At 60.3% G+C, this 23900-nt stretch carries 27 protein-coding genes; 4 read left to right on the forward strand and 23 right to left on the reverse strand.

The window, feature by feature from the left end; all coding sequences use genetic code 11:
* Positions 1–16 precede the first annotated feature (16 nt).
* The 15 genes from rnhB to rpsB all read right to left on the reverse strand — a co-directional run bounded on the left by rnhB (position 17) and on the right by rpsB (position 15691).
* Positions 17–778, reverse strand: coding sequence for a ribonuclease HII (rnhB, locus tag PQQ95_RS07835; protein WP_408436600.1), 762 nt, complete (start codon positions 776–778; stop codon positions 17–19).
* Positions 775–1944 carry a lipid-A-disaccharide synthase gene (gene lpxB / locus PQQ95_RS07840; RefSeq protein WP_408436603.1) on the reverse strand — a complete coding sequence of 390 codons (1170 nt, stop codon included), beginning with the start codon at positions 1942–1944 and terminating at the stop codon, positions 775–777. Before lpxB ends, rnhB begins: the two co-directional genes overlap by 4 nt.
* A 3-nt stretch (positions 1945–1947) precedes the next feature.
* Entirely contained in the window at positions 1948–2736 is a 789-nt protein-coding gene (lpxA, locus tag PQQ95_RS07845; protein WP_408436606.1) for an acyl-ACP--UDP-N-acetylglucosamine O-acyltransferase, read from the reverse strand.
* 94 nt (positions 2737–2830) lie between these two features.
* The gene (gene fabZ / locus PQQ95_RS07850) at positions 2831–3295 is read right to left on the reverse strand and encodes a 3-hydroxyacyl-ACP dehydratase FabZ (RefSeq protein ID WP_006048683.1); all 465 of its coding nucleotides are present in this window, start codon (positions 3293–3295) and stop codon (positions 2831–2833) included.
* Between the two features lie 254 nt (positions 3296–3549).
* Positions 3550–4668, reverse strand: a complete 1119-nt coding sequence (gene lpxD / locus PQQ95_RS07855; protein WP_408436609.1) for a UDP-3-O-(3-hydroxymyristoyl)glucosamine N-acyltransferase — start codon at positions 4666–4668, stop codon at positions 3550–3552.
* A 277-nt stretch (positions 4669–4945) separates the two neighbouring features.
* On the reverse strand, positions 4946–5482 hold the full coding sequence (locus PQQ95_RS07860; protein WP_408436612.1) for an OmpH/Skp family outer membrane protein: 537 nt from the start codon (positions 5480–5482) through the stop codon (positions 4946–4948).
* A 56-nt stretch (positions 5483–5538) separates the two neighbouring features.
* Positions 5539–7842, reverse strand: a complete 2304-nt coding sequence (gene bamA, locus PQQ95_RS07865) for an outer membrane protein assembly factor BamA (RefSeq protein ID WP_408436615.1) — start codon at positions 7840–7842, stop codon at positions 5539–5541.
* 67 nt (positions 7843–7909) lie between these two features.
* Positions 7910–9295: an RIP metalloprotease RseP gene (gene rseP / locus PQQ95_RS07870; protein ID WP_408436617.1), complete on the reverse strand. Its 1386-nt coding sequence runs from the start codon at positions 9293–9295 to the stop codon at positions 7910–7912.
* Between the two features lie 7 nt (positions 9296–9302).
* Positions 9303–10508, reverse strand: coding sequence for a 1-deoxy-D-xylulose-5-phosphate reductoisomerase (locus tag PQQ95_RS07875; protein WP_408436619.1), 1206 nt, complete (start codon positions 10506–10508; stop codon positions 9303–9305).
* Between the two features lie 10 nt (positions 10509–10518).
* Positions 10519–11340 (reverse strand): phosphatidate cytidylyltransferase, encoded by an 822-nt coding sequence (locus PQQ95_RS07880; protein WP_408436621.1) that lies wholly within the window; start codon positions 11338–11340, stop codon positions 10519–10521.
* Complete coding sequence (gene uppS / locus PQQ95_RS07885) at positions 11334–12116, reverse strand: polyprenyl diphosphate synthase (RefSeq protein ID WP_408436623.1); 783 nt, start codon at positions 12114–12116, stop codon at positions 11334–11336. The genes PQQ95_RS07880 and uppS overlap by 7 nt, the downstream gene beginning before the upstream one ends.
* 166 nt (positions 12117–12282) lie before the next feature.
* A complete protein-coding gene (frr, locus tag PQQ95_RS07890; protein ID WP_054035184.1) occupies positions 12283–12843 on the reverse strand; it encodes a ribosome recycling factor in 561 nt (186 codons plus the stop codon).
* Positions 12844–12943: 100 nt separating this feature from the next.
* Positions 12944–13657: a UMP kinase gene (gene pyrH / locus PQQ95_RS07895; protein WP_012400732.1), complete on the reverse strand. Its 714-nt coding sequence runs from the start codon at positions 13655–13657 to the stop codon at positions 12944–12946.
* Between the two features lie 207 nt (positions 13658–13864).
* Positions 13865–14746, reverse strand: a complete 882-nt coding sequence (tsf, locus tag PQQ95_RS07900) for a translation elongation factor Ts (RefSeq protein WP_408436988.1) — start codon at positions 14744–14746, stop codon at positions 13865–13867.
* Positions 14747–14938: 192 nt separating this feature from the next.
* Positions 14939–15691: a 30S ribosomal protein S2 gene (gene rpsB, locus PQQ95_RS07905; RefSeq protein ID WP_073427980.1), complete on the reverse strand. Its 753-nt coding sequence runs from the start codon at positions 15689–15691 to the stop codon at positions 14939–14941.
* Positions 15692–16275: 584 nt separating this feature from the next.
* Here rpsB and PQQ95_RS07910 point away from each other — a divergent pair.
* From PQQ95_RS07910 to PQQ95_RS07920, 3 genes are all read left to right on the forward strand, one after another.
* Entirely contained in the window at positions 16276–17568 is a 1293-nt protein-coding gene (locus PQQ95_RS07910; protein ID WP_408436626.1) for a tyrosine-type recombinase/integrase, read from the forward strand.
* A 247-nt stretch (positions 17569–17815) separates the two neighbouring features.
* Entirely contained in the window at positions 17816–18013 is a 198-nt protein-coding gene (locus tag PQQ95_RS07915; protein WP_408436628.1) for a hypothetical protein, read from the forward strand.
* A 139-nt stretch (positions 18014–18152) separates the two neighbouring features.
* Entirely contained in the window at positions 18153–18527 is a 375-nt protein-coding gene (locus tag PQQ95_RS07920) for a surface-adhesin E family protein (RefSeq protein WP_408436630.1), read from the forward strand.
* A 63-nt stretch (positions 18528–18590) separates the two neighbouring features.
* Here PQQ95_RS07920 and PQQ95_RS07925 read toward each other — a convergent pair whose 3' ends face one another.
* Entirely contained in the window at positions 18591–18902 is a 312-nt protein-coding gene (locus tag PQQ95_RS07925; RefSeq protein WP_408436632.1) for a hypothetical protein, read from the reverse strand.
* 162 nt (positions 18903–19064) lie between these two features.
* Between PQQ95_RS07925 and PQQ95_RS07930 the strand changes: the two genes are divergently transcribed.
* Positions 19065–19997 (forward strand): DNA-methyltransferase, encoded by a 933-nt coding sequence (locus PQQ95_RS07930; protein ID WP_408436634.1) that lies wholly within the window; start codon positions 19065–19067, stop codon positions 19995–19997.
* Positions 19998–20512: 515 nt separating this feature from the next.
* Here the strand turns inward: PQQ95_RS07930 and PQQ95_RS07935 are convergent.
* The 7 genes from PQQ95_RS07935 to PQQ95_RS07965 form a co-directional block, all read right to left on the reverse strand.
* On the reverse strand, positions 20513–20773 hold the full coding sequence (locus PQQ95_RS07935; protein ID WP_408436636.1) for a hypothetical protein: 261 nt from the start codon (positions 20771–20773) through the stop codon (positions 20513–20515).
* Positions 20774–21127: 354 nt separating this feature from the next.
* Positions 21128–21349: a hypothetical protein gene (locus PQQ95_RS07940; protein WP_408436638.1), complete on the reverse strand. Its 222-nt coding sequence runs from the start codon at positions 21347–21349 to the stop codon at positions 21128–21130.
* A gap of 42 nt (positions 21350–21391) precedes the next feature.
* A complete protein-coding gene (locus tag PQQ95_RS07945; protein ID WP_408436640.1) occupies positions 21392–21685 on the reverse strand; it encodes a hypothetical protein in 294 nt (97 codons plus the stop codon).
* 9 nt (positions 21686–21694) lie between these two features.
* The gene (locus tag PQQ95_RS07950) at positions 21695–22078 is read right to left on the reverse strand and encodes a hypothetical protein (protein WP_408436642.1); all 384 of its coding nucleotides are present in this window, start codon (positions 22076–22078) and stop codon (positions 21695–21697) included.
* Between the two features lie 10 nt (positions 22079–22088).
* Positions 22089–22289 carry a hypothetical protein gene (locus PQQ95_RS07955; RefSeq protein WP_408436644.1) on the reverse strand — a complete coding sequence of 67 codons (201 nt, stop codon included), beginning with the start codon at positions 22287–22289 and terminating at the stop codon, positions 22089–22091.
* Between the two features lie 12 nt (positions 22290–22301).
* Complete coding sequence (locus PQQ95_RS07960; RefSeq protein ID WP_408436646.1) at positions 22302–22658, reverse strand: hypothetical protein; 357 nt, start codon at positions 22656–22658, stop codon at positions 22302–22304.
* 30 nt (positions 22659–22688) lie between these two features.
* Positions 22689–23873 (reverse strand): hypothetical protein, encoded by a 1185-nt coding sequence (locus PQQ95_RS07965; RefSeq protein WP_408436648.1) that lies wholly within the window; start codon positions 23871–23873, stop codon positions 22689–22691.
* Between the last annotated feature and the right edge of the window lie 27 nt (positions 23874–23900).

The following is a 23900-nucleotide window of genomic DNA, read 5'->3' on the forward strand; positions in this document are numbered from 1 at the left end:
GGGCAAGGCATGGCGCTTACGCGCCGCTGCGCTCGCCGAAAGCGTCGTCGTCGAGCATGGCGTCGGTGAGCGTTTCCGACACGACAATGACCTCGGCCGCCGGCAGCTTCAGGCTCGTGCCGAAACGCTGATGCGCTTCGCGCACCGGTGCAAACGAACGCCGATGATGCTCGCAGGGTCCATGTTCGCGCAGCGCCGCGAGATGCTGCGGCGTGCCATAGCCGGCATGCGCGTTAAAACCATAGACCGGATAAGTTTGATGCAATTCGAGCAGCATCCGGTCACGCGTGACCTTGGCGAGAATCGACGCCGCCGAAATGCTCTTGACCAGCGCATCGCCGCCGATCACCGCCTCGCTGCGAATGCTCAGCGTCGGGCAGCGATTGCCGTCGATTTTCACGAGCGTCGGCACGACCGAGAGGCCCTCGACCGCCCGCTTCATCGCCAGCATGGTGGCGTGCAGGATGTTCAACGTATCGATTTCTTCGACAGTCGCCGATGCGATGCAGTAAGCCAGCGCCCTGTCGACGATCTTGTCGTAAAGCTCGTCGCGCTTTTTGGCGGTGAGCACTTTCGAATCGTCGAGACCGCGAATCATCGGCTTCGACGGGTCGAAAATCACCGCGGCAGCAACCACGGGACCCGCCAGCGGCCCGCGCCCGGCCTCGTCGACACCGCAGACAATGTCGTCCGGCGTCTCGAAGTCCAGACCAACCTGCCGCGCCGCCGCGCCTGCAACGGTCGCGGTCTTGCGGCGTGGTGCGCGTGCCGTGGTCACGGCAGCGCCTTCCGTTTTTCGACGACGCTTGCCACGACTTCCGCCGCACGCTGCGCGGTGTTCTGCTTCAGCACGTGATGCATCTCCGTGAAGATTTCCGTCAGCGTGCGCCGGTTGGCCTCGTCGCGCAACTGTTTCAGCGTCGCTTCGGCGAGCGCCTGCGGCGTGGCGAAATGCTGCAGAATTTCCGGCACGACGAAGCGCCCCGCCAGAATGTTCGGCAAGCCCACATACGGCAGATAGCCCTGGCGGCGCATGATCTGTCCAGTCAGCCAGGGCACCTTGTACGAGATCACCATTGGCTTTTTCAGCAGCGCCGCTTCCAGCGTCACCGTGCCGCTCTTGACGAGGATCGCATCGGCCGCCGTCATCGCGATTTGCGCCTGGCCGTCGGTAATAGTCAGCGCGAGACCGGGATGTGAGTCGACCAGCGGCCGCAGCATCTCGCGCAATGCGGGCGTGGCCGCCGGCATCACGAAGCGCAAACCAGGCTCCTGGTGCTGCATCATCTCCATCGCGGCAAAGAACGTCGGACCGATCAGATCGATCTCCGAGCGCCGGCTGCCCGGCAGTACCGCGATGATCGGACCGTTTTCGGCGAGGCCGAGCGTACGGCGCGCGCCGAGCGTGTCGGGCACCAGAGGAATTTCGTCGGCGAGCGGATGGCCCACGTACGAAGCCGCGATGCCGGCCTTTTCCAGTAGCGCCGTTTCGAACGGGAACACGCACAGCATGTGATCGACCGCTTTGGCGATCTTCTTGATGCGCCCACCTCGCCACGCCCAGATCGACGGGCATACGAAGTGAACGGTCGGAATACCCGCGTCGCGCAACGGATGCTCGAGCCCAAAGTTGAAATCGGGCGCGTCCACGCCGACGAACACCGACGGCGGCTCAGCCAGCAATTGGCGCTTCAGTTCGTTGCGGATGCCGAGGATCTCGGGAATATGCCGCAGCGCTTCGACATAGCCGCGCACCGTCAGCTTTTCCATCGGCCAGTGGGCGTCGAAACCCGTGGCGATCATGCGCGGGCCGCCGATCCCGTAATACTGGGTACCGGCGGGCAGACGGCTCGTGAGGCCGTCGAGCAGCGACGCCGCCAGCAGGTCGCCGGACGGCTCGCCTGCCACCATCGCGACGCGCAGGGGACTCGGGTTCAAAGCCATCGGTTAGCGGATGATGCCGCGTTGCGACGCTTCGACGAACGCGAGCAGCGTTTGTACCGGCGCATCGCCATCGCCACCCGCGGAGGCGAGTTCGCGCAACTGCACCTTCGCTTCTTCCAGCGACAGGCCGTTCTTGTACAGCAAGCGATACGCCGAGCGCAGCGCCGAGATCGCGTCTGCGGAGAAACCGCGGCGGCGCAGACCTTCGACATTGATACCGTGCGGCTCGGCCTTGTTGCCGGCAGCGATCACGAACGGCGGAATATCCTGCACGAGCGCCGACGCGCCGCCCAGCATCGAATGCGCGCCAATGCGCACGAACTGATGCACGCCCGACATGCCGCCGATAATCGCATGGTCGCCAATCGTCACGTGGCCGGCCATCTGCGCATTGCTGGACAGAATCACGTTGTTGCCGACGTGGCAGTCGTGCCCGATGTGCACGTAGGCCATGATCCAGTTGTCGTCGCCCAGCGTGGTGACGCCCGAGTCCTGCACCGTGCCGGTGTGGATCGTGGTGAATTCACGGATCGTGTTGCGATTGCCGATCACGAGCCGGGTCGGCTCGTCCTTGTACTTCATGTCCTGCGGACGGCCGCCGACCGATGCATAGTGGCCGATGCGGTTGTCTTCGCCGATCGTGGTGTGACCTTCGATCACGCTGTGTGAACCGACCGTGGTCCGTGCGCCGATCGCCACATGTGCGCCGATGACGGCATACGGTCCGATTTCGACGGATTCGTCGAGTTGCGCGCCCGGTTCGACGATCGCAGTGGGATGAATCCTGCTCATGCGTCCTCGCTTGTGATGCTGTTGCGTTGTCTGGATGGGCGGAGCCGGTGCTTGCAGGGCCTGGAATAAGCCGCTGACTGCCCGACCACCGACCTCAAGCGTCTTTGTCCGTGTGCCGCACTGCGCACATCAGGTCGGCTTCCGCCGCCACGACACCATCCACTTCGGCGCGCGCCTTGAACTTCCAGATGCCGCGCATATGACGCTCAAACGTGCAGTTCAGGATCAGCTGATCGCCCGGTTCCACGACGCGCTTGAAACGCGCATTGTCGATGCCCACGAAAAGATACAGCGTGTTCGACGGATCGCTCGGCTCTTCCGAAAACGTCAGCAGGGCCGCCGTTTGCGCAAGCGCTTCGAGGATCAGCACGCCGGGCATCACCGGGCGGGTCGGAAAGTGACCCTGGAAATACGGCTCATTGATCGACACGTTCTTCAACGCTTTGATGCTCTTATGCGGCTCAAGTTCGAGCACCCGGTCGACCAGCAGGATCGGGTAACGATGGGGCAGCAGCGTGAGAATCTTATGGATGTCGAGATTGATTTTTTCGGTGCTCATGGTGTTTCTACTCACGCATTGACTGCGCGGTGATGACTGCGGATGCTGGTGCAGGTGGGTTGGTAACGCGTGCTGCCGGCGCTTGCCGAGACCCGGCGGCCATGCCACCTGGTCTCGGCAACCGACTTTGCTTCCTGATGCTTGCCCGCTATTTTACGCGGTGCCAGCAGGTTGCCGCGCGGATTGTTCTGCGGGTTGACCCGCAGGCCCGCCTGCGGGCTGGTCCGCGGGCGACTTGCGAGCCAGCCAATATCTCAGGCTTTATCGCCTGCGGAATTGCTTGCTGCGCCAGCTGGACTGCCTGCCGAAGCGGCAGTCTCAAGCGCCCTGATACGGTCGCGAAGTTTGTCGATGTTACGTAGCAAAGCGGCGCTCTTGTTCCAGTCGGCATGGTTCACAGCCGGGAACGCACTGGTGTACATACCAGGCTTCAGCAACGATTTCGAGACGCCCGACTTCGCCGTGACGATCACATAATCAGCCAGCGTGACGTGCCCGGCGATCCCAACCGCGCCGCCGATCATGCAATGACGGCCGATTGTCGTACTGCCCGCAATGCCCGCACAGCCGGCGATCACCGTGTAAGCGCCGATCTTGCAGTTGTGGCCGATCTGCACGAGATTGTCGATTTTCACGCACTCTTCGATGATCGTGTCCGCCATGGCGCCGCGGTCGATGGTGGTGTTGGCGCCGATTTCGACGTCCGCCGCGATCGACACACCGCCAACTTGCGGAATTTTCACCCAGCTGCCGGTACGCGCATCGCCTTCGCCCACGAAATCAGGCGCGAAGCCAAAACCATCTGAACCGATCACTGCGCCCGCGTGCACGATCACGCGCTCGCCGAGCTTGCAGCCGTAATACACCGCGACATTCGGATACAGATGCGAGCCCGCGCCGATCCGCGTGCCGCGACCGATCACCACGTTCGCATCCAGACGCACGTTGTCGCCGATCACCGCGCCCGCTTCCACCGTGACGTGGGGGCCGATCACCGCGCTCGCGGCAATCTGGGCCGACGGATCGATCGTCGCGCTCGGGTGCACACCGGGCACGGCCTTGGGTGCTGCCATGTCGATGAAGGTTTGCGCGACGCGCGCGAAGTAAGCGTACGGGTTCGGCGTGACGATGAAGTTACGCGCGGCATGCAAAGGATTGTCGCGCGCAGAGAGTTTGGAGAGGTCGTCGGCGTTGATCAACACTGCACCTGCGCGGGTCGTCTCGACTTGCGACAGGTATTTCGGATTGGCGAGGAACGCCAGCTGGTCCGGGCCTGCCTGGTCGAGCGGCGCCAGACTGCTGACGCGCTGCGAACCCTCTCCGACTATTTCACCGCCGAACCGTTGGACGATGTCCTCAAGCGTAAATGCCATGCCTATCCTGTCTCCTGTGTCGACCAGAGTTAGCGCTTTAGCGCTTACTCTGGTCCCATGCAACGCTGTCGATCGGAGTTAGCGCTTTAGCGCATACTCCGATCCCATGCAACGCTGTCGACCGGAGCTAACGTTTCAGCGCTTACTCCGATCTCACGCACGATGGTTACCGCAAAATCAGTCCAACTTGTCAGTTCTACGGCTCGTGCAGCGAGCCGCAACGCCGACGATCCCACGCGTGGTCACCGCTCCAGCCTGAAACCGAGCCCGGGAGCGTTCAGTTGCCCGAGGCCGCCAGCGCCTTGAGCACCTGATCGGTAATATCAATACGCGGGCTCACGTACACCGCTTCCTGAACGATCAGATCGTAGTGCTGCTGCTCGGCGATCTGCTTGATCACCTTGTTGGCCCGGTCGAGCACCGCCGCCAGCTCTTCGTTGCGGCGCTGGTTCAGATCTTCACGAAACTCGCGTTGCTTGCGCTGGAAGTCCGTATCCAGTTGCGACAGATCGCGCTGCTTCTGCGCGCGATCAGCCGGCGACATCGACGCACCGTTTTTGTCGAGCGAGTCGGACATCGACTTCAGCTTCTGCGCCATGTCGGCCAGATCCTTGTCGCGCTTGGCGAACTCCGCCTCGAGCTTGACCTGTGCAGCCTTCGCAGCAGCCGATTCACGCAGGATACGGTCCGAATTCACCGCAGCGATCCTGGCTTCCTGCGCGTGCGCTGCACCCGCCACGCCGACACCCAGCGTCATTGCCAGCGCGAAAGCGCACGCCACACGTTTCGAAAACATACCGGTTCGCAAAGTCATCCTCTCGATACTGTAGTTTGGCCGGGCCCGCCGCCAGGAGCCACCCTCCGCCGGGATCAGAATGCCGTCCCGATCTGGAACTGGAACTTCTGATACTGGTCGCCGGTGTGCTTCGTGAGCGGGAAGCCCAAGCTGAGCTTGAGCGGACCGATCGGCGAGATCCATGCAAGACCGACACCGTAACCGTACCGCAGGCCGTTCGCGCCGACGCTATTACCTTCCGTACCCCAGACGTTACCCGCGTCGAGGAACGTGAAGACCCGCAACGTGCGATCGTAGCCCGTGCCCGGCAACGGGAATGTCAATTCGACGTTACCCACCAGCATCTTCGAGCCGCCGATCGGGTCGTTCGTCTTCGCGTCTCGCGGACCCAGTGAACTCGGCTCGTAGCCCCGCACCGACCCGATACCACCCGCGTAATAATTCTTGAAAATCGGGTATGGCTTGCCGCCGAGGCCGTTACCGTAACCGCCCTGGAAGTTGAAGCCCAGCACAAAGCCACGCGCAAACGAATAATAGTACTGCGCGTTGATGTCAGCCTTGTAGTACTGCGTGCCGCCAAGCGGCGTGCCGTATTCCGCGTTCGCCTGCGTGAAGTAACCGCGGCTAGGCACCAGTGCGCTGTCACGCGCGTCGCGCGACCAGCCCACCGTGATCGGCACGTTGTTCGACACACGGCCAAACTCGTTCACGTAGTCGATATAGCTTTGCGGCGTGTTCGCGTCGATATCCAGCTGGTTCTGCTCGAGGCCGGCGCCGAAGTAGACCGTGTCGACTTCGGAGAACGGGATACCGAACTTCAGGTCACCACCGACCGTGACAATCTTGAAGCTCGAATCTGTCGAGTAGTAGAGCGGCTGGTACGTACGGTAGTAGACGTCGGTAATCCGCTTGATGCCGTCAACGGTGAAGTACGGGTCGACCTGCGTGACCGTCAAGGTGCGGTACGTCTTGGCGGTATTCACGTTCACCGCGAGACTCGTACCCGAGCCGAACACGTTGTCCTGCGACACGCCGGCCGAGAGCACCACCTTGTCGGTCGACGAGAAGCCCGCGCCCAGCGTAATCGCGCCGGTCGGCTTTTCGGCCACCTTGACGTCCACATCGACCTGGTCCGGCGTGCCTTCCACCGGCACCGTGGTCACGTCGACATCGGTAAAGTAGCCGAGACGGTTGATCCGGTCTTTCGACAGCGCGAGGCGGTTCGAATCGAACCACGAGCTTTCGAGCTGGCGCATTTCACGGCGCACCACTTCGTCGCGTGTACGCGTGTTGCCGACCACGTTGATGCGGCGCACGTACACACGGCGGCTCGGATCGACTTGCAGCGTCAGGTCAACTTTGTGATGTTCCTGATCGATCTGCGGCTGCGCGTTGACGGTGGCAAACGCATAGCCGTATTCGCCCAGCTTGTCGACAATCGCCTTGGTGGTGGCTTGCAGCTTTTCAGCCGAAAAGCGGTCACCCGGTTTGATCTTGATGAGCTTGGCCAGCTCCGGCTCGCGGTCGAGCAGGTTACCGGCCAGCTTGATGCTGTTGATCGTGTACGGCTCGCCTTCGTGCAGCGTGACCGTCAGATACATGTCCTTCTTGTCCGGCGTGATCGACACCTGGGTCGACTCGATGTTGAACTCGAGGTAGCCGCGATTCAGGTAATACGAGCGGACGTTTTCGAGGTCGCCGGTGAGCTTGTCTTTCGCGTACAGGTCGTTCTTCGTGTACCACGAGAACCAGTTCGGCGTGGACAGCTGCATTTCGTCGCGCAGCGTACCCGTGCTGAACGCCTTGTTGCCGATGAAGTTGATCTGGCGGATCTTCGCGCTCGGACCTTCGGCCACCGAGAACAGCACCGACACGCGGTTGCGGTCGATCGGCGTGATCGTGGTGGTGACTTCGGCGGCATAGTAGCCGCGCGTCAGGTACTGGCGCTTTAGTTCCTGCTCGGCCTTGTCGACGAGTGCCTTGTCGTAGTAACGGCCTTGCGACAAACCGACCGCGCGCAACGCCTTGGTCAGGTTGTCCTTGTCGAACTCGTGAATGCCGGCAAAGTCGATCGTGCCGATGGCCGGACGTTCCAGCACCTGCACAATGACGACATTGCCTTCCGTCGCGATCTTGACGTCGTTGAAGAAACCCGTGGCGTACAGCGCGCGAATGGCTTCGGAAGCCTTGTCGTCGCTAAAGGTGTCGCCTTGCTTGATGGGCAGGTACGCGAACACGGTACCAGGTTCGACGCGTTGCAATCCCTCGATCCGGATGTCTTGCACCACGAAGGGCGTCGTTGCGTGAGCAACCAGCCCATGCGCGGCAAACGCCGCGGCTATAACCGTCTTTGGAACAAAGCGATGAGGTTTAAACAACGTGCTTCCCCAGTGTGTATAGCTGCATCAGGTCAGACGGTCGCCATCGTGAACGCCGCCAGACACTTTAAAAATGGATTAAACGAGCCAGATCGTTGAACAGCGCAATCGCCGATAAAGCGACGATGCAGGCGAGACCCGCCCTCTGAAAAACGAGTTGCCAGCGATCGGAGACAACTTTGCCGGTTACAGCTTCAACCAAATAATATAACAGATGACCCCCGTCCAATACCGGAATTGGTAACAGGTTCAGTACGCCGAGGCTAATACTGACAAGGGCCAGGAACGACAGGAATGCAGAAGGACCTAGACGTGCGCTCTTTCCTGCGTAATCGGCGATCGTCACGGGGCCAGAAAGATTTTTCAGCGAAGCCTCGCCGACGATCATCCGCCCGAACATGCGCACCGAATAAACAGCCAGGTCCCACGTTCGGCGAGCGCCCAATTGCAGACTTTCGACCGGCCCGTAACGCACGTCGATCGACGGCACCTGGGTGGCGAGTTCCGCGCCGATACGGCCGATCTGCTGCCCCGTTGCGTCATCGCGCTGCGACTGCGGAACGATGCGAACGTCTTCCAGCTTGCCCGCTGCCTGCCCGCCGCGCTCCACCTGCAGCGTCACGGGCACGCCGGCGTGCGATTTTACATAAGCGATGAAGGCCGTGGCATTGTCGGTCGGCACACCGTCGACCGCGCGAAGGCGGTCACCCACCGTAAGTCCCGCCTTTTGCGCTGCGCTATCCGGCTGCACGCCCGCGACCGTCAGCTTGCCACCACCCGGCTCGAAGCCGAGATGCGACATGAAGTCGTCGTCGACGTCTTTCTCGGTGATGCCGCGCAGATCCAGCTGGAAATCAGAAGTGCCGTGGGCATCTTTCGCGCTCAGCACGACGCGCTTGTGATCGAATGCCGCGCCCAGCAACTTCCAGCGCAGGTCGGACCACGAACGCACATGCTCGGATTCGCCGGCATTTTCGGCACGCACGGCGACGATGGTTTCGCCGCCGTCGAAACCGGCGAGCGCGGCAGGCGTATTCGGCGCGGGCGCGGCCACCACGGCCGCCGGTTCCGTCACGCCCGTGGCGAACACGAGGGCGAACAGCACAATGGCGAGCAGAAAGTTCGCGACCGGCCCGGCCGCGACAATCGCGAAACGGCGCCACACCGACTGCCGGTTGAACGCGTGCGGCAAGGCTTCAGCAGGAATCGGCGCCCCGCCGGTCTCGCGCTCGTCCAGCATCTTCACGTAGCCGCCCAGCGGCAGCGCGGCAATCGTCCATTCGGTGCCCGTCTTCGGGCTCACCCATTGGAACAGCGGCTTGCCGAAGCCGATCGAAAAGCGCAACACCTGGACGCCGCACAAACGCGCCACGCTGTAATGCCCATATTCGTGGACGACCACGAGTACGCCAATCGCGACCGCGAAGGCAAGCAGTTCAATCAGCAGGTTCATAAGCGCCTCACTGGACGGCGCGTTCCGTGCGACGGGCGCCGTCCGGCAGGCGCGCGATGAAGTCGGCAGCGGCGCGGCGCGCGGCCGCATCCGCTTCGATCACGTCTTCTAGCGCGTGCGCGCTGCGATTCGGCAACGCGTTGAGTACGGCGTCGACTACCTGCGCGATCGCCATGAAACCGATCTGGCGCGACAGGAACGCTTCAACAGCGATTTCGTTTGCGGCATTGAGCGCCGCACTCGCCAACCCGCCTTCGGCCAGCGCCTTCACGGCGAGCGCGAGACATGGGAAGCGCGTGTAATCCGGCTTTTCGAACGACAGCGACGCGACCTGCAGCAGATCCAGTTGCGCCACGCCCGAATCGACGCGGTCCGGAAATGCCAGCGCGTGCGCGATCGGCGTGCGCATGTCGGGATTGCCCAGCTGCGCGAGCACCGAGCCATCGGCGTACGACACCATCGAATGGATCACGCTTTGCGGGTGAATCAGCACCTCGATGCGTTCGCCTGGCAGATCGAAGAGCCAGTGCGCCTCGATCACTTCGAGGCCCTTGTTCATCATCGTGGCCGAGTCGACCGAAATCTTGCGGCCCATGACCCAGTTCGGATGCTTGCAGGCTTCGTCCGGCGTGACGTCGACCAGCGTGGCCGGTTCGCGCGTGCGGAACGGACCGCCCGACGCGGTCAGAATGATCTTGGAGACGCCGCCGTGCAGCGCGGCTTCGCGCGGCAGGCATTGGAAAATCGCGTTGTGTTCGCTGTCGACCGGCAGCAGCACGGCGCCGTTATCGCGCACCGCGTTCATGAAGATCGCGCCGGACATCACCAGCGCTTCCTTGTTGGCAAGCAGAATGCGCTTGCCGGCGCGCGCGGCAGCAAGACTCGGCGCGAGGCCTGCCGCGCCGACGATCGCCGCCACCACCGTATCGCAGCCATCACTCTTCGACACGTCGACGAGCGCTTGCGGCCCGTACGTGACCTCGGTCTTGCAACCCGCTTCGCGCAGCTTCGCCGCAACGCGGGCGGCGGTCTCGGCATCGCCGACTACCGCGACTTCAGGCTGAAAGCGCAGGCATTGCTCGACGAGCTTGTCGCCGTTGCGATGCGCCGTGAGCGCGTAAACCGAAAAGCGCTCGGGATGACGCGCGACGACGTCGAGCGTGCTGTCGCCAATCGAGCCCGTGGAACCGAGCAATGTCAGACGTTTTTGCATATCTCTTTCTCTAGCCGAGCAGCAGCATGGCAAGCGGCAGCACCGGCAACAATGCGTCGATGCGGTCGAGTACGCCACCGTGCCCGGGCAACAGGCCGCTTGAATCTTTCACTCCGGCCTGGCGTTTCATCATCGATTCGAACAGGTCGCCCACCACGCTGAATGCCACCAGCAGGGTCAGTGCGAGCAGCGTACGTACGGCGCCCAATTGCGCCAGCAGCGCAGAATACAGGGTCGGCTCGAACGCGTGCAAAAAGACCGCCGCCGCGGCGACGATCATCACCACCAGCCAGCCGCCGATCGCGCCCTCCCAGGTCTTGCCCGGGCTGATGGCAGGCGCCAGCTTGTGTTTCCCGAAGGCTTTTCCCGAGAAGTATGCGCCGATATCGGCCAGCCATACCAATAGCAGCAGCGACAGCACGAACGGCACGCCCTTCATGCGCGCGGCGACGAGAGCATGCCAGCACGCGACAAATACCACAATGCCGGCAAGGAATAGAAAGGCGCGCCAGGCGCCTTGCGCGAGGGTCGGCTTGCGCAGCAGCACGAACGGCCCGGCGATCACCCAGAAAATAGCGGCTGCCTTGAACAGCGGACCGGCTTCCACGACACCGGTGCCAAGCCGCGTGCTGGCGACCAGCGCGACCGCCGCGACCAGCGCGTAGATCACCGGCCCGGCGCCGCCGAGCTTCAACAGGCGCGCCCATTCCCACGCGGCAAACACAACGACGAAGGCGATCAGCGCGCCGAACGCGCCCACCGGCGCGAACAACGTGACCGGCAGGAAGATCGCCAGCAGGATGATCGCCGTGATGACACGGGTTTTTAGCATGGAAGCGAATCGACGTTTTGCGATTGCGGCTCGAGTTGAGCACTGGTGCGGCCGAAGCGGCGCTCACGCTCCGCGTAGGATGCGATAGCGTGGCCGAGCGCGTCGGCGTCGAAATCCGGCCAGAACGTGTCGGTGAAGTAGAACTCGGTGTAGGCGAGTTGCCACAGCAGGAAGTTGCTGACGCGGCGCTCGCCACCGGTGCGGATAAAGAGGTCCGGCTCGGGCGCATAGGCCATCGACAGGTGTTCGGCGAACGAATCCTCGTTCACCTCGACCGCCTTGCCCGCCAGCGCCGATTGTTCGGCGAGCTTGCGGGTGGCCTGCATGATGTCCCAGCGGCCGCCGTAGTTGGCGGCAATGGTAAGCGTGAGGCGGGTATTGCGCGCGGTTTTGGTTTCCGCGCGCTTGATCAGGTCGCGGATGCGCGTGTCGAACTTCGACAGGTCGCCCACCACGCGCAGACGGATGCCGTTCGCGTGCAGCTTGCCGATCTCGCGCTCCAGCGCGGTGACGAACAGGCGCATCAGGAACGACACTTCGTCATTCGGGCGGCGCCAGTTTTCCGAACTGAAGGCGAACAGCGTCAGGTATTCGACGCCCTGCAGGGCGCAGGCTTCGACGGCCGCACGCACCGCGTCGACGCCGCGCGTATGGCCGGCCACGCGCGGCAGACGGCGCTGGGTCGCCCAACGGCCGTTGCCGTCCATGATGATCGCGATATGTCGCGGCACCGCGGCGACATCAGGCACGCGCACGGTTGAGCTGGTATAGGTCATGGCCGTCGGGACAGTGACTGCAAAAAAAGAATGTGGAAACCGTGAAGTACTGAGTGCCCCCAAATCCGCCGCTTCGCACCAGCCCTTGAGGAGGCAATCCCCCAAGGGGACGTCCTGCGAGCGAAAAATCTGGGGCGGCCCGGCGTTTTCCTGGGAGCCAACGGCCTCAGACCGTCATGATCTCGGCTTCTTTGGTCACTACAAGCTTGTCGATTTCCGTGACGAACTTGTCCGTCAGTTTCTGAACGTCGTCACCTGCACGACGCTCGTCGTCTTCCGAAATTTCTTTGTCTTTCACGAGCTTCTTCAGTTGCTCGTTTGCATCACGGCGCAGGTTACGCACAGCGACCTTGGCCGTTTCCGCCTCGCTCTTGACCACTTTGGTCAGTTCGCGGCGGCGCTCTTCGGTCAGCGCGGGCATCGGCACGCGGATCACGTCGCCCTGCGTAGCCGGGTTCAGACCGAGGTCCGACTCGCGGATCGCCTTTTCGACGACCTGGACCATCTTCTTTTCCCACGGCTGCACGCCGATCGTGCGTGCGTCAATCAGCGTCAGGTTCGCGACCTGCGAAATCGGCACCGGCGAACCGTAGTAATCGCACTGGATGTGATCGAGCAGGCCCGTGTGTGCACGGCCCGTACGAATCTTCGACAGGTCGTTCTTGAACGCGTCGATGGAACGCTGCATCTTTTGTTCAGCGCCCTTCCTGATATCAGCCACAGACATTTTTAAACCTCCGAACCTTCAAAACGGTGCGAGCCGGCCAGCGCGCGCATGATGCGGCGGCCTGGGCTCGCGTTAAAGCCCACGTTATGTGAACGAGAGTTTACACGTGGACGAGGGTGCCCTCGTCCTCGCCTTGTACGATGCGCTTGAGCGCGCCCGGCTTGACGATCGAAAATACACGGATCGGCAGCTTCTGATCACGACACAGCGCAAAGGCCGTAGCGTCCATCACCTGCAGATTGCGGCCGATGGCTTCATCGAAGCTGATCGTGGTGTAACGGGTCGCGCTCGGGTCTTTCTTGGGGTCGGCCGAATAGACGCCGTCCACCTTGGTGGCCTTCAGCACGACTTCCGCGCCGACTTCCGAGCCGCGCAGCGCGGCGGCCGTATCCGTTGTGAAGAACGGATTGCCGGTGCCGGCCGCGAAAATCACGACTTTGCCTTCTTCGAGCTGGCGAATCGCGCGGGGCCGGATGTACGGCTCGACCACCTGGTCCATACGAAGCGCGGATTGCACACGCGCTTCGATACCGGCGTGGCGCATTGCGTCCTGCAGCGCCAGCGCGTTCATCATGGTGGCCAGCATGCCCATGTAGTCAGCCGTGGCGCGATCCATACCGGCCGCGCCGCCCGCGACGCCGCGGAAAATATTACCGCCGCCGATCACCACGGCCAGCTGCGTTCCGAGACGAACCACTTCGGCAACGTCCGCTACCATTCGTTCGATGGTCGCGCGATTGATGCCGAAGGCATCGTCGCCCATCAGAGCTTCACCGGAGAGTTTGAGCAGGACGCGTTTATAGGCAGTGGGCATAGAGGTATCCAGATCGCGCAGAACAGGGCAACAACAAGGGACTAATGTAGGGGTGAAATGCTGATTCGGGCAAGCGTCGCCAAATTGGCGAACCCTGGGGTTCGCCAGCGGCGTGCGCTACGAGGGTCACCCGAGCGCAGCCTTGCGGCGCCGCCGACCGCGGCAAAGTCTTGCTCCGCCGCGGGTCCAACGGTACTGCGGTGATACTTATTGTTGCTTTGCAGCAGCGACTTGAGCGGCCACTTCAGCGGCGAAGTCGTCCTGCTTCTTCTCGATACCTTCGCCAACCACGAACAGCGCGAACTTCTGCACGCTCGCGTTGCCAGCCTTCAGCATCTGTTCGATCGTCTGCTTGTCGTTCTTAACGAACGTCTGGTTCAGCAGCGACACTTCCTTCAGGTACTTCTGCACGCTGCCGTCGACCATCTTGGCGACGATTTCAGCCGGCTTGCCCGATTCGGCAGCCTTCTGTTCAGCAATGCTGCGTTCCTTGGCGATCAGATCCGCCGGCACGTCGTCCGACGACAGCGAAACCGGCTTCATTGCGGCAATGTGCATTGCCACGTCCTTGCCGACCTGCTCATCCGCGCCGGTGTACTCGACCAGCACACCGATACGCGTGCCGTGCAGGTACGCTGCCAGCTTGCTCGAGGTGTCGAAACGCACGAAACGGCGGATCGACAGGTTTTCGCCAATCTTGCCGACCAGCGCCAGACGCACTGCGTCGACCGTCGAGCCGTCCAGCGGCAGTGCCGACAGCGCAGCGACGTCAGCCGGGTTTTGCGTAGCGACCAGTTCAGCGATCGTCTTCGAGAAAGCCAGGAAATCGTCGTTCTTCGAAACGAAGTCGGTTTCGCAGTTCAGTTCGACCAGCGAACCGGCGTTGCCGCCGATGAACGACGCGACCACGCCTTCAGCCGTCACGCGCGATGCTGCCTTGCTGGCCTTGTTGCCCAGCTTCACGCGCAGCAGCTCTTCAGCGCGCGCCATGTCGCCTTCAGCTTCCGTCAGCGCCTTCTTGCATTCCATCATCGGCGCGTCGGTCTTTGCGCGCAGTTCTGCAACCATGCTTGCGGTAATTGCCGCCATCATTTGCTCCTTGAGTTCCGTCTGTCACACGCCGCCCGGATTTCGATACCGGCGGCAAGAATTCGTTTCAACGTCGCACGTATTTTTTACGGACTACGTTTCAGCACTGCACACAGCACACCACTACTTTGTCGCGGCTTAAAAAAAGGGGGCCTGTAGAAAGCCCCCTTTTTTGCCGGACACGGGGCAGCTTTACGCTTCCGAGTTGACCTCGACGAACTCGTCGCCGTCACCACCGCGAGCAGCTTGCACCACTTCGTTGACCGCGTTAGCACGGCCTTCCAGGATCGCGTCAGCCACGCCAGCCGTGTACAGAGCGACAGCCTTCGAAGCGTCGTCGTTACCCGGGATCACGTAGTCGATGCCTTCCGGCGAGTGGTTCGTGTCAACCACGGCGATGACCGGCACGCCGAGCTTGTTCGCTTCGGTGACGGCAATCTTGTGGTAGCCAACGTCGACCACGAAGATCGCGTCCGGGATACCGCCCATGTCCTTCACGCCGCCGATCGACTTTTGCAGCTTGGCCATTTCGCGCTCGAACAGCAGCGCTTCTTTCTTGCTCATGCGTTCGGTTTCGCCTGCTTCCAGCGCTGCTTCCATGTCCTTCAGGCGCTTGATCGAGACCTTCAGCGTCTTGAAGTTGGTCAGCATGCCGCCGAGCCAGCGTGCGTTGACGTAAGGCATGCCAGCGCGTTGTGCTTCTTCAGCGATCGTGTCGCGCGATTGACGCTTCGTGCCGACGAACAGGATCGTGCCGCGATTGGCTGCCAGTTGACGCGCGTACTTCAGCGCGTCGTTGTACATCGGCAGCGTCTTTTCGAGGTTGATGATGTGAATCTTGTTGCGATGACCGAAAATGAAGGGGGCCATCTTCGGGTTCCAGAAGCGCGTTTGGTGACCGAAGTGGACACCGGCTTCCAGCATTTGACGCATGGTAACTGCCATGAAAATCTCCGCGAGGGTTGGGTCTTAAGCCGGCTGCCGTATCGGCCGCGCGCCGTTGTGCATTGCACTTTCCGGCTAAACGCGACGGACACCCTGGGTGCGCCGGCTTGCGAGTCTGCTGCCTTGGTACTGCCTTGCCCGTGGCGCAGGCAACTATCGCCACGAGAAGCCTCTCCGCTTTCCTTGCCACTTTGCGTTCATCGGAACGACAATAAGAGCAACAAAATAAGACAGAGATCGACTTAGCCAAAGATTATAGCACGTGACTATCGGCCGACTCAACCTGCGCGGTAGCTCCTGTTTGCCGCAGCCGGGTTGCACCTGCGCACCCTCCTCCTTATTGCAAAACCGTGGCAAAACCCTGCGGCAGCCGGAATATGGTGCGATAATCTTGCAATAAATCGCATTTCAGGCCCGACTCATGGCTATTACGCTCAACCATCGAGGATAGTATTTCGATCTGGCGCGTACTGGCGCGAAACCCTTGCCAAATAAGGCTTTTCGGGTAGGCGACTAAATCAATCTGGCGCGTTCTGGGTTAAAATTTGGTGGAATTCTGGTGGAATTTTTCAAGGACTCCGACCATGCCCGCTGCCCCCGCTCTCTCATTGGTAACACCAGCGCAACAATCGCCAAAGGCGCTACCCAAGCCCACCGGCCTCACCAAGGCCGACATTGAAAAAGCCGCGCCCGGTTCAAAGCTGGGTCACCGGAACCGCCTCTATTTATTCACGTCCCTCAAGGGCGTGCAGACATGGCGCTGGGCTTACCGGTTGTTTGATCCTGCCAAAGACGCGGACGGCCAGTATGAGGTCAAGCTGGGCGTGTGGCCCACCATGTCGATCAAACAGGCAGAGGCAGCACAGGCTAAAGCGTGGTCTGAGTACGTCGAGCGCGGCCAGCACCCGCCGCAGCACCGCACCGCCAAGGCCGCAGACAAGGCTAAGGCCGTCGAGGTCGCCAAAGCCGCAACGGTCTGGATTACGGTGCAGAACTGGCTCAAGGCCAGTCGGGCGGGCTGGGTGCCGTCCTACGCGTTGCAGGTCGAGACCTACCTAGCCCGGTACTGCGGCCCCGCTACGGCCTTGGGTGCACGTCCTGCGGCACAGGTCACCCGCAAGGAAATAAAAGACACCATCGCAGCAATTGCAGGGAATACCCCTAGTGTCGCGCGACTGGTTAAGCAATGGCTGAATGCCGCCTTCGAGCATGCAGCGGACGGCGGTGAACTGGCTGCAAATCCGATAGCCGGTATGAAAACCAAAACGGCAGTGGGCGCGGCTCCCACCACGGTCAATAGCCCCGATCTGTCACCCGCCGAACTGCGCGGCCTTCTCAATTCCCTATGGGCGTACAAAAGTGACCGGCGTATCCGGTTAATGCTGTTGCTTCTGGCCCACACGTGCGTGCGGTCGTCTGAACTGCGGTGCGCCGATTGGAGCGAGTTTGATCTACAGGCCGCGCGGTGGACGATCCCAGCGGGCCGGATGAAAATGAAACGTCTGCATGTCGTGCCGCTTAGTCGTCAGGTATTGACGTTGCTGCGGGAATTACAGCACGTCAGCGGCCAAACCGGCCTGCTATTCAAAAACGAAAATGACGCTGATCGGCCCATGCCGCAGTCGTCAGCGCGTGAAGCGGTTTATAGACTCACTGCCAAGGAATTCACGCCGCACGGTTTCAGGTCAACATTCAGCACCCTGGCTAATGAAGCGGACTATGAACCGCGTTACGTCGAGGCAGTGCTGGCGCATGGAAAGAAAAACAAGGTCGAGTCGTCCTACAACAAAAGCACGTATTTCAGTCAGCGCGTGGAGCTAATGCGCGAATGGTCGGATTATCTTGACGCGCTGGTAACCGGCCCCTTTCAGCCATAACGTTTGAAAATGATATGCAGCGTTATTAATAACGCGCTAGAATGATTCAGTTGTAGCTAGATCGCGCCGACTATTTACCGGCGCGTGTTGTTTGCAAACCACCGAATGGAGTCGGGCCTTAGTAGAAGGTGACTCCATGTCTGTGAGTTTCGTAAAGCCAGCCAAAGAACCGGCTTACCGGGTTCCGCCAAAGGCCGTTTCTCTCGAATACCTATGTGGTCCCGGTAGCTTGCGCGTCCAGCACTTGATGTATCTGCTCGATTGCTCGTACAGCACGGTATTTAAACGACTCGCGCGCGGCCATATTCCCGCCCCCACCGGCCACGATCCACGGCCCTACTGGTCGAATGAAGTTATTCGCCAGCATTTAGGCATTAGCGAAAGCCCCAGCACGCCGACAAGCAAAACCGGCCATGCAATCAATTGCGCGGGGAGCAAGAAATGAAAATCCCCCTGCTGATCGCACTATGGGCAGTGCTGTTGCCTCTGTCGTGGTCGTTCGTATGCTGGCTGGGTCGTGCTGCTCGTTGCGGGGAATACTGGCATTGCTGGTGATATGCTGGCGAGCAAAATCCGGGGGAACAATGAAAAAGCTAATCGGGCTGGCGATGCTGGTGGCCTCCGCTGTCGCACAAGCCGCTGAGTGGCAGATTGTCAGTCAGGACGCCACTGTGAATAGTGCAATCGAAAAGACGATGTTAAAACGCCACGGATCACATGTGTTGGTGTGGGAGCGTAGAGATTACGCGAAGCTGCAATTCACCCCACAAGGCGACGCATACGACGAGGCGCTAACGCGGGAGGATATCGATTGCGCTAACGACACGATGAAATTCCTGTCGATGAAAATGACGGCTGGGGGTAAGGAGGTAAGGTCAGTAGACCACGAGACTCCGGTCATGCAAATCCAACCAGATACCCTTGCATACTCTGTAGAGCGCGCCGTCTGCACACCCTAAGTGTGTGAATCGTCGGCTGGCTGGGGTTCTGCGCAATCAATTGCGCGGGTGCGTGCGCGGCGGTCAGATGGTGGCGCTTGGTTTGCAGAACGCGCATTCTTTCGAAAACGATCCATCCGGCCTACCGTTGGCGCGCACGTAGTCTGCCAGTGCCTGTCTGTCGGACGCGCACACCTTGATGTACGCACGCCCGGTGAATCCGCCTTCACTGCCGTTGCCAGATAGCTGGCTGACCGTGCGACAGGTCGAGGTGTGCAGCACCATGTACGACGCTGAATTCCCGGCACTGCGGCGGTTCAACACGAATCCGCGCGGGTGCTGGTCGATCCATGCGAGATAGCGCTTATCGTCATTCCTGAATTCCTTGGCGCTCATGCCGCGCTCCCCTGTCGATGGTTGATCGTCGGCATTCTACTGCGCCGCTCACGCAGTGGCCTGCGCTCTGCGCTCACGCAGTGGCCTTGCGCAATTGATTGCATGGCGGTGCGTGCTGGTATGCTGGCTCGCAAAGCCAAAATGAGACTTTACGGGGCGCTCATGGATGATCGGTACGTGCTGCACGTAGGTGACTGCCAGACCGTGTTAGCGGGCCTGCCTGACTGCTCGATAGACAGCATCGTGACCGATCCACCGTATGAACGGCCCGGTACGGTCCTGCACTGGGATGGTCACGGCGTGGCGTTCGATAGCATCATGTGGAGCGCGTGCCTGCGTGTGCTGAAACCGGGCGGTCATCTACTGGCATTCGCCCATGCACAGAACTATCACCATCTGGCGAGCGCGGTCGAGCGTGCAGGCTTCGAAGTACGGGACATGCTCGCGTGGATTCGTCAGGGTGCCTTTCCGGTGAGTACGGACGTGGCGAAGAAATTCGACGGCGTGCTAGGCACTCAGAGCCGATCATTCGCACCACATGCCGGTCAACATGCCAAGGACGCGCACCAGCACGTGCCAGTTAGCGCAGAAGCCCAGCAGTGGGCTGGCTATGGCACGGCCCTGCGGAACTGCATAGAGCCGATCCTGCTGGCCCGCCGTCCGCTGGTACGCCCTCCACGCGCAAAGGTAGCTGCAAGACCCGGCATGAAGGGCGGGCGCAAGGGTGAGCGGCTGATAGCTAACCTGCGGCAGTACCAGACCGGCGCACTCAATCTCAGCGCATGCGCCGTACAGGGACGCTGGCCCGCCAATGTGATTGTTGAACAGCAGGAAAGCTGGTCGAGGTACTTCTACTGCCCCAAGGCCAGCGCGGCTGATAGAGGGGCTGGTAACGATCATCCTACGGTCAAGCCAGTGGAGCTAATGCGGTGGCTGTGTACGCTGGTAACGCCTGCCGGGGGAACCGTATTAGACCCCTTCTGTGGTTCCGGCTCTACCGGCGTGGCATGTGCGCGAGAGAACATGCAGTTCATTGGCATAGAGCTATCTGCGCACTACGCGGACATTGCCCGTACCCGGTTGGCTGGGGTATAGCGTCCGTCTGTTGTCGTGAGTAATAGCCACCAATACCCGCATAGCCTTATGCAGCGCGGCTTACGCTGATTTACCGGTCGAGTACGCGCGTAAATTCCACCACCGCTCCACCAGATGCCACAAAAAACGCGGCGTCGAGTGCAGCGCATGTAGTGGTTAGGTCTGCAACGTTTGTTGCGGCGGGCGGGCTGAAAATTTCTTTGAGCGGACGGACGGCGGTGGCCCACTTTCCGGCGCTACCAGAACAGATGGACGTACATGGTTGTTCGTACTCGTGCACTGTAGATACTGATGGTGCTATGTGCGGGTGTGGAATCGCTGGGGAAACTACACAGGCGGGAATCAGGAACAGCATTCTGTTCTGTTTGCACCTTGTACCTTGTTCGTACGCTCTAACAACGCTTAAGCCCTTCTAATGCGTTATAGCGTGGTACTTCAAAATCTCCCCTCTCGGGCTTCGCCCGCCCGCCAAAAATTTTGAGTTTTGGGCCTTATATGGGCCTTTTGGGGGGTGTCTAGTCGAATGGTGAGAGGGGACGTGCGGGCGCACATGCGGGTGCGCGTGCGGGCGCTGCGCAATTGATTGCAAGCGGTTTGCTGATCTTGCCCGGCCTGAGTGCTTCACCTAGCTGGTGGCGGGTCATGCCGCTGCCGCTCAGGCCACTGGTGTGCTTCGGGCGTTTCTTCGGCGCGCACTTCGGACGTGCTGGGCCGTCGAATGCATAGGCGGCCATGCGTCGCCCCCAGTCGAGTACGTGCATGCGCGGGCGTTCCACGGCTACCCCTCATGCCCGTCGATTATCATCCTGCACGTGTAGCGCTCAGGGTCTACCGCGTGCGCGAGTGCGGGCGCGTCGGCCAAAAAATAACTGACGATTGATAATGGTGGCGCGAGTGACTTAGCTACCAGAGGTGACGGCGTTGGTTCGCGTGGCTTGTCTGTTCTGGCCTGCCTCAGCGGTGTTTCGATACTCCACGGGTCACGGCTCTGTTTCGCGCAGCAGGGCTTGCACCATGGGGTACGTCCATCTCTCGTTTTCGCGTTCCGGTGGAACTGCTCGATAGGCCGGGTCTCGTGACATTTCGTGCACCGCTTTAGCTGCTGGGTCTGCTGTTCCATCGCTGCTCCACTAGGCTATGCCGGGTTGTTCTGCCCGGCGTGCTGCGCGGGCGTTTTCCAGCTTCTGTGCCGCCAGTTCGCGCGTAGCTCTGCGTTCATTGATAAACCAGACTGTCTGCCCCCGGTGATACTCCGCATCAATACGCAACTTGCCAGATACAAAGACGACATACCCCAGTTGCTCTGCCTCTGCTGCCAGCATGGCGAGCGTTTCGTCCACCGTCTTGAGCATGGCTAACCCCCTCCCTTCGCGCAATTGATTGCGCGTGCATCTTTAGAAAAACGTAATGGTCAAATTCGGATTGCCGCCTGTCACCTGTACGTACAGACCGACATTGAACTGCGCACTAAAATCAATATCGCGCCCTTCACCGGCGTCCACCGTGGCTATCAGCGTGCCTGTGTCGTCTACGCCGTCGAATAACTTCACTTGCGCCGCTGTGGCGGGCACGCCAATAGATACGGCTCGCAAACTGCCCGGCCCGGTCTTTAGTAGCTTGCTGCCCGCGCTGCTGAAATACGCGAATGCAGCACTTCCGGGCGGGCCTGAGATAAATGGTTGCGCCATGGTGTTCCCCTAGCCAGCCTTGGTGCCGGGTGTCACTGTGGACGCCAGCGGCTGTTCGTCCTGCGGTTGCTCGGCAGTTTCGTCGGGCTGATCGTCGAGCGGAACAAATACGGCTTTGGATTCCAGTACGTGCGTAAGTGTCTTGCCCTGTGCAAGCAACTCAATCTGGTCAACAGCAATCCGCAATTCATTCAATATCTCGCGGAACAGCTTCCCGCTGTAGTACTTGCGCATATCTGGGAAGTTTTTCCAGACTAAGGTCCTGTACGTATAAAGATGCTCCTTCAAACGATCGGCCTGTTTTTCCGCGTGTCGTGCCCACTCATCCATCCGTTCGGCTTCCCATTCCATCTGTAACTTTGCTTCAATTTCTTCTTTTGTCAGTTCAGTCATGATGTTCTCCTTACTTCACCGCGCTGCGTTGATCGGCCTTCAGCGGCGTACCATTGCCCACCGCACCATTCGGATGCCGGTTAGTGACTGGCGTACTACGCTCCACCTTGGGCGTGCTGCTGTACTGGCCGTGTGCAGTGCCCTTGTGATGTACTGCCGAATCACTACCGGCGTTAGTAGCGGGGTTACGGCCTGACGATTTGTCGCTCATGATGTTCTCCGGTTAGTCGGTGATTACTACGGTACTGGGGCTGCGTTGAATCACGAACAGCCCATGAGTGAAAGACACATTCAGGCTTGCCGGTGCGTACCCGTTGGCGCTCTTGACAGTCGCCAGCAAAGTACCGGGATTAGCCAGCGTGCCCGGTTGATTAGCGGGGCTGTCGTACAGGCTGATATCAATAGGTGCGGTGCCAGTAAAGCTGCCGGTAAACAGCGGCCCGCTCCCCACTGGCGGGATTGCATTGCCGGGGTTGCTGGCTACTGGCATTTCATTCGCCACGGCTGTGACCGTGCCCGCGCCATACGCTACCTGCCTGCCCTGTGTGCCGTTGATAGGTGCCGGAACAACGATAGTCATGATGCTCTCCATGTAGTACTACTTAAAAATTCAATCCAACAAAGGCGCTTCACCTTCCAGCGCCACCAGTACACCGTAAAAGAAACAATCGGCCAAATCATCTGCCCGTTTGTATGCCTGCTTGTCGCCCAGACTGAAAGACATAACCTGCGTAACGAGGTGGTTCCGCGTGATGCCCTTGTATTCGGTTACCTTGTCGAACGCATACTGGCTCAACTTCACGCGGCCTTGAAACACCGGACCCGATGAAAGCGAAGCCCTGCCGCTCTTTCCGATCTGCGTTAGCTCACCGGGTATGCCGTGCGTATCCCAGCCTACTTTCTCACCGTGTTGCAGCAACATGGTGCCGGTCTGCCGGTCTTCGATGAAAACGCCAATCGAGCCATAGCGTGCGCGGCATGCCTTCGCTAGTTCTTCGAGACGCTTAAAGATGCTCGGCATCCAGTTGACTTGCATATCAGCAGTGATCTGCTCTATCTGCCAATCCAGCACGGTGAGTGGTGCGCCTTTGCCGTACTTGTTGATTGCCCAGTAACAGACTGCTGTGCCATCGTTTTCCGCACCATCTTTAACGGCGGTATCCACCGTGGCGAATACCATTTCGCACACTTGCGGATACTCTGCGCCGTGACCGTCCACCAGCAGTGAAGGAAGTTTGAATAGCGACTCACCGGCCCAGCTAACGAACTGTGCTTCGTATTCCTGTGCGTACACCAGTGGTGGAAACTGAGTCTTTAACAGCGCGATTGCTTCAGGGGTAATTAGCGGGCTGCTGCTAGTCGGTTTATGAAACTCTTTCCATATCAGCGGCCATTTTTCGGATGGTTCCTTGATTGTGCAGCACTTGTAAAAAAAACTATCTTCGTCAGTACCCAGCGGCGTGCCCGCCATGATCGTTGGGCCTCCACTTAGCAACAGCGTAGGCGCTATCGATAACTGATAAACCTCTTCCAAGTTTTCACATAGACTAGCTTCGTCAATCAACACTAGGTCATATCCGCGCGATCTACCCGAATGTTTATCGTTGAGTGTCCAACATTCGATCAAACCACCGGTAATCAACTTGATCATAAGGTCAGTTTTGTTAGATGACTTTATGGCCGGTTTAAGCGTATTAACGATGCTGTCAAACGTGGGTGAGGCGCGCGTGAGGTCGGGAAAGAAAAAACCTACTTTCTGGCCTCTGAGCGCTGCGGTTTCTGCAATGACTTCCATGAGTGCGGACTTACCCCATCTGCGTCC

It is taken from the genome of Paraburkholderia caffeinilytica (genome assembly GCF_046030355.1).
GTDB lineage: Bacteria > Pseudomonadota > Gammaproteobacteria > Burkholderiales > Burkholderiaceae > Paraburkholderia > Paraburkholderia caffeinilytica_B.

Bases quoted from the DNA above. Each gene is read 5' to 3' on its own strand.
- lpxB (WP_408436603.1), bottom strand. From the start codon at position 1,944: ATGGCTTTGAACCCGAGTCCCCTGCGCGTCGCGATGGTGGCAGGCGAG.
- lpxA (WP_408436606.1), bottom strand. From the start codon at position 2,736: ATGAGCAGGATTCATCCCACTGCGATCGTCGAACCGGGCGCGCAACTC.
- fabZ (WP_006048683.1), bottom strand. From the start codon at position 3,295: ATGAGCACCGAAAAAATCAATCTCGACATCCATAAGATTCTCACGCTG.
- lpxD (WP_408436609.1), bottom strand. From the start codon at position 4,668: ATGGCATTTACGCTTGAGGACATCGTCCAACGGTTCGGCGGTGAAATA.
- PQQ95_RS07860 (WP_408436612.1), bottom strand. From the start codon at position 5,482: ATGACTTTGCGAACCGGTATGTTTTCGAAACGTGTGGCGTGCGCTTTC.
- rseP (WP_408436617.1), bottom strand. From the start codon at position 9,295: ATGAACCTGCTGATTGAACTGCTTGCCTTCGCGGTCGCGATTGGCGTA.
- PQQ95_RS07875 (WP_408436619.1), bottom strand. From the start codon at position 10,508: ATGCAAAAACGTCTGACATTGCTCGGTTCCACGGGCTCGATTGGCGAC.
- PQQ95_RS07880 (WP_408436621.1), bottom strand. From the start codon at position 11,340: ATGCTAAAAACCCGTGTCATCACGGCGATCATCCTGCTGGCGATCTTC.
- uppS (WP_408436623.1), bottom strand. From the start codon at position 12,116: ATGACCTATACCAGCTCAACCGTGCGCGTGCCTGATGTCGCCGCGGTG.
- frr (WP_054035184.1), bottom strand. From the start codon at position 12,843: ATGTCTGTGGCTGATATCAGGAAGGGCGCTGAACAAAAGATGCAGCGT.
- pyrH (WP_012400732.1), bottom strand. From the start codon at position 13,657: ATGCCCACTGCCTATAAACGCGTCCTGCTCAAACTCTCCGGTGAAGCT.
- tsf (WP_408436988.1), bottom strand. From the start codon at position 14,746: ATGGCGGCAATTACCGCAAGCATGGTTGCAGAACTGCGCGCAAAGACC.
- rpsB (WP_073427980.1), bottom strand. From the start codon at position 15,691: ATGGCAGTTACCATGCGTCAAATGCTGGAAGCCGGTGTCCACTTCGGT.
- PQQ95_RS07910 (WP_408436626.1), top strand. From the start codon at position 16,276: ATGCCCGCTGCCCCCGCTCTCTCATTGGTAACACCAGCGCAACAATCG.
- PQQ95_RS07915 (WP_408436628.1), top strand. From the start codon at position 17,816: ATGTATCTGCTCGATTGCTCGTACAGCACGGTATTTAAACGACTCGCG.
- PQQ95_RS07920 (WP_408436630.1), top strand. From the start codon at position 18,153: ATGAAAAAGCTAATCGGGCTGGCGATGCTGGTGGCCTCCGCTGTCGCA.
- PQQ95_RS07925 (WP_408436632.1), bottom strand. From the start codon at position 18,902: ATGAGCGCCAAGGAATTCAGGAATGACGATAAGCGCTATCTCGCATGG.
- PQQ95_RS07930 (WP_408436634.1), top strand. From the start codon at position 19,065: ATGGATGATCGGTACGTGCTGCACGTAGGTGACTGCCAGACCGTGTTA.
- PQQ95_RS07940 (WP_408436638.1), bottom strand. From the start codon at position 21,349: ATGCTCAAGACGGTGGACGAAACGCTCGCCATGCTGGCAGCAGAGGCA.
- PQQ95_RS07945 (WP_408436640.1), bottom strand. From the start codon at position 21,685: ATGGCGCAACCATTTATCTCAGGCCCGCCCGGAAGTGCTGCATTCGCG.
- PQQ95_RS07950 (WP_408436642.1), bottom strand. From the start codon at position 22,078: ATGACTGAACTGACAAAAGAAGAAATTGAAGCAAAGTTACAGATGGAA.
- PQQ95_RS07955 (WP_408436644.1), bottom strand. From the start codon at position 22,289: ATGAGCGACAAATCGTCAGGCCGTAACCCCGCTACTAACGCCGGTAGT.
- PQQ95_RS07960 (WP_408436646.1), bottom strand. From the start codon at position 22,658: ATGACTATCGTTGTTCCGGCACCTATCAACGGCACACAGGGCAGGCAG.
- PQQ95_RS07965 (WP_408436648.1), bottom strand. From the start codon at position 23,873: ATGGAAGTCATTGCAGAAACCGCAGCGCTCAGAGGCCAGAAAGTAGGT.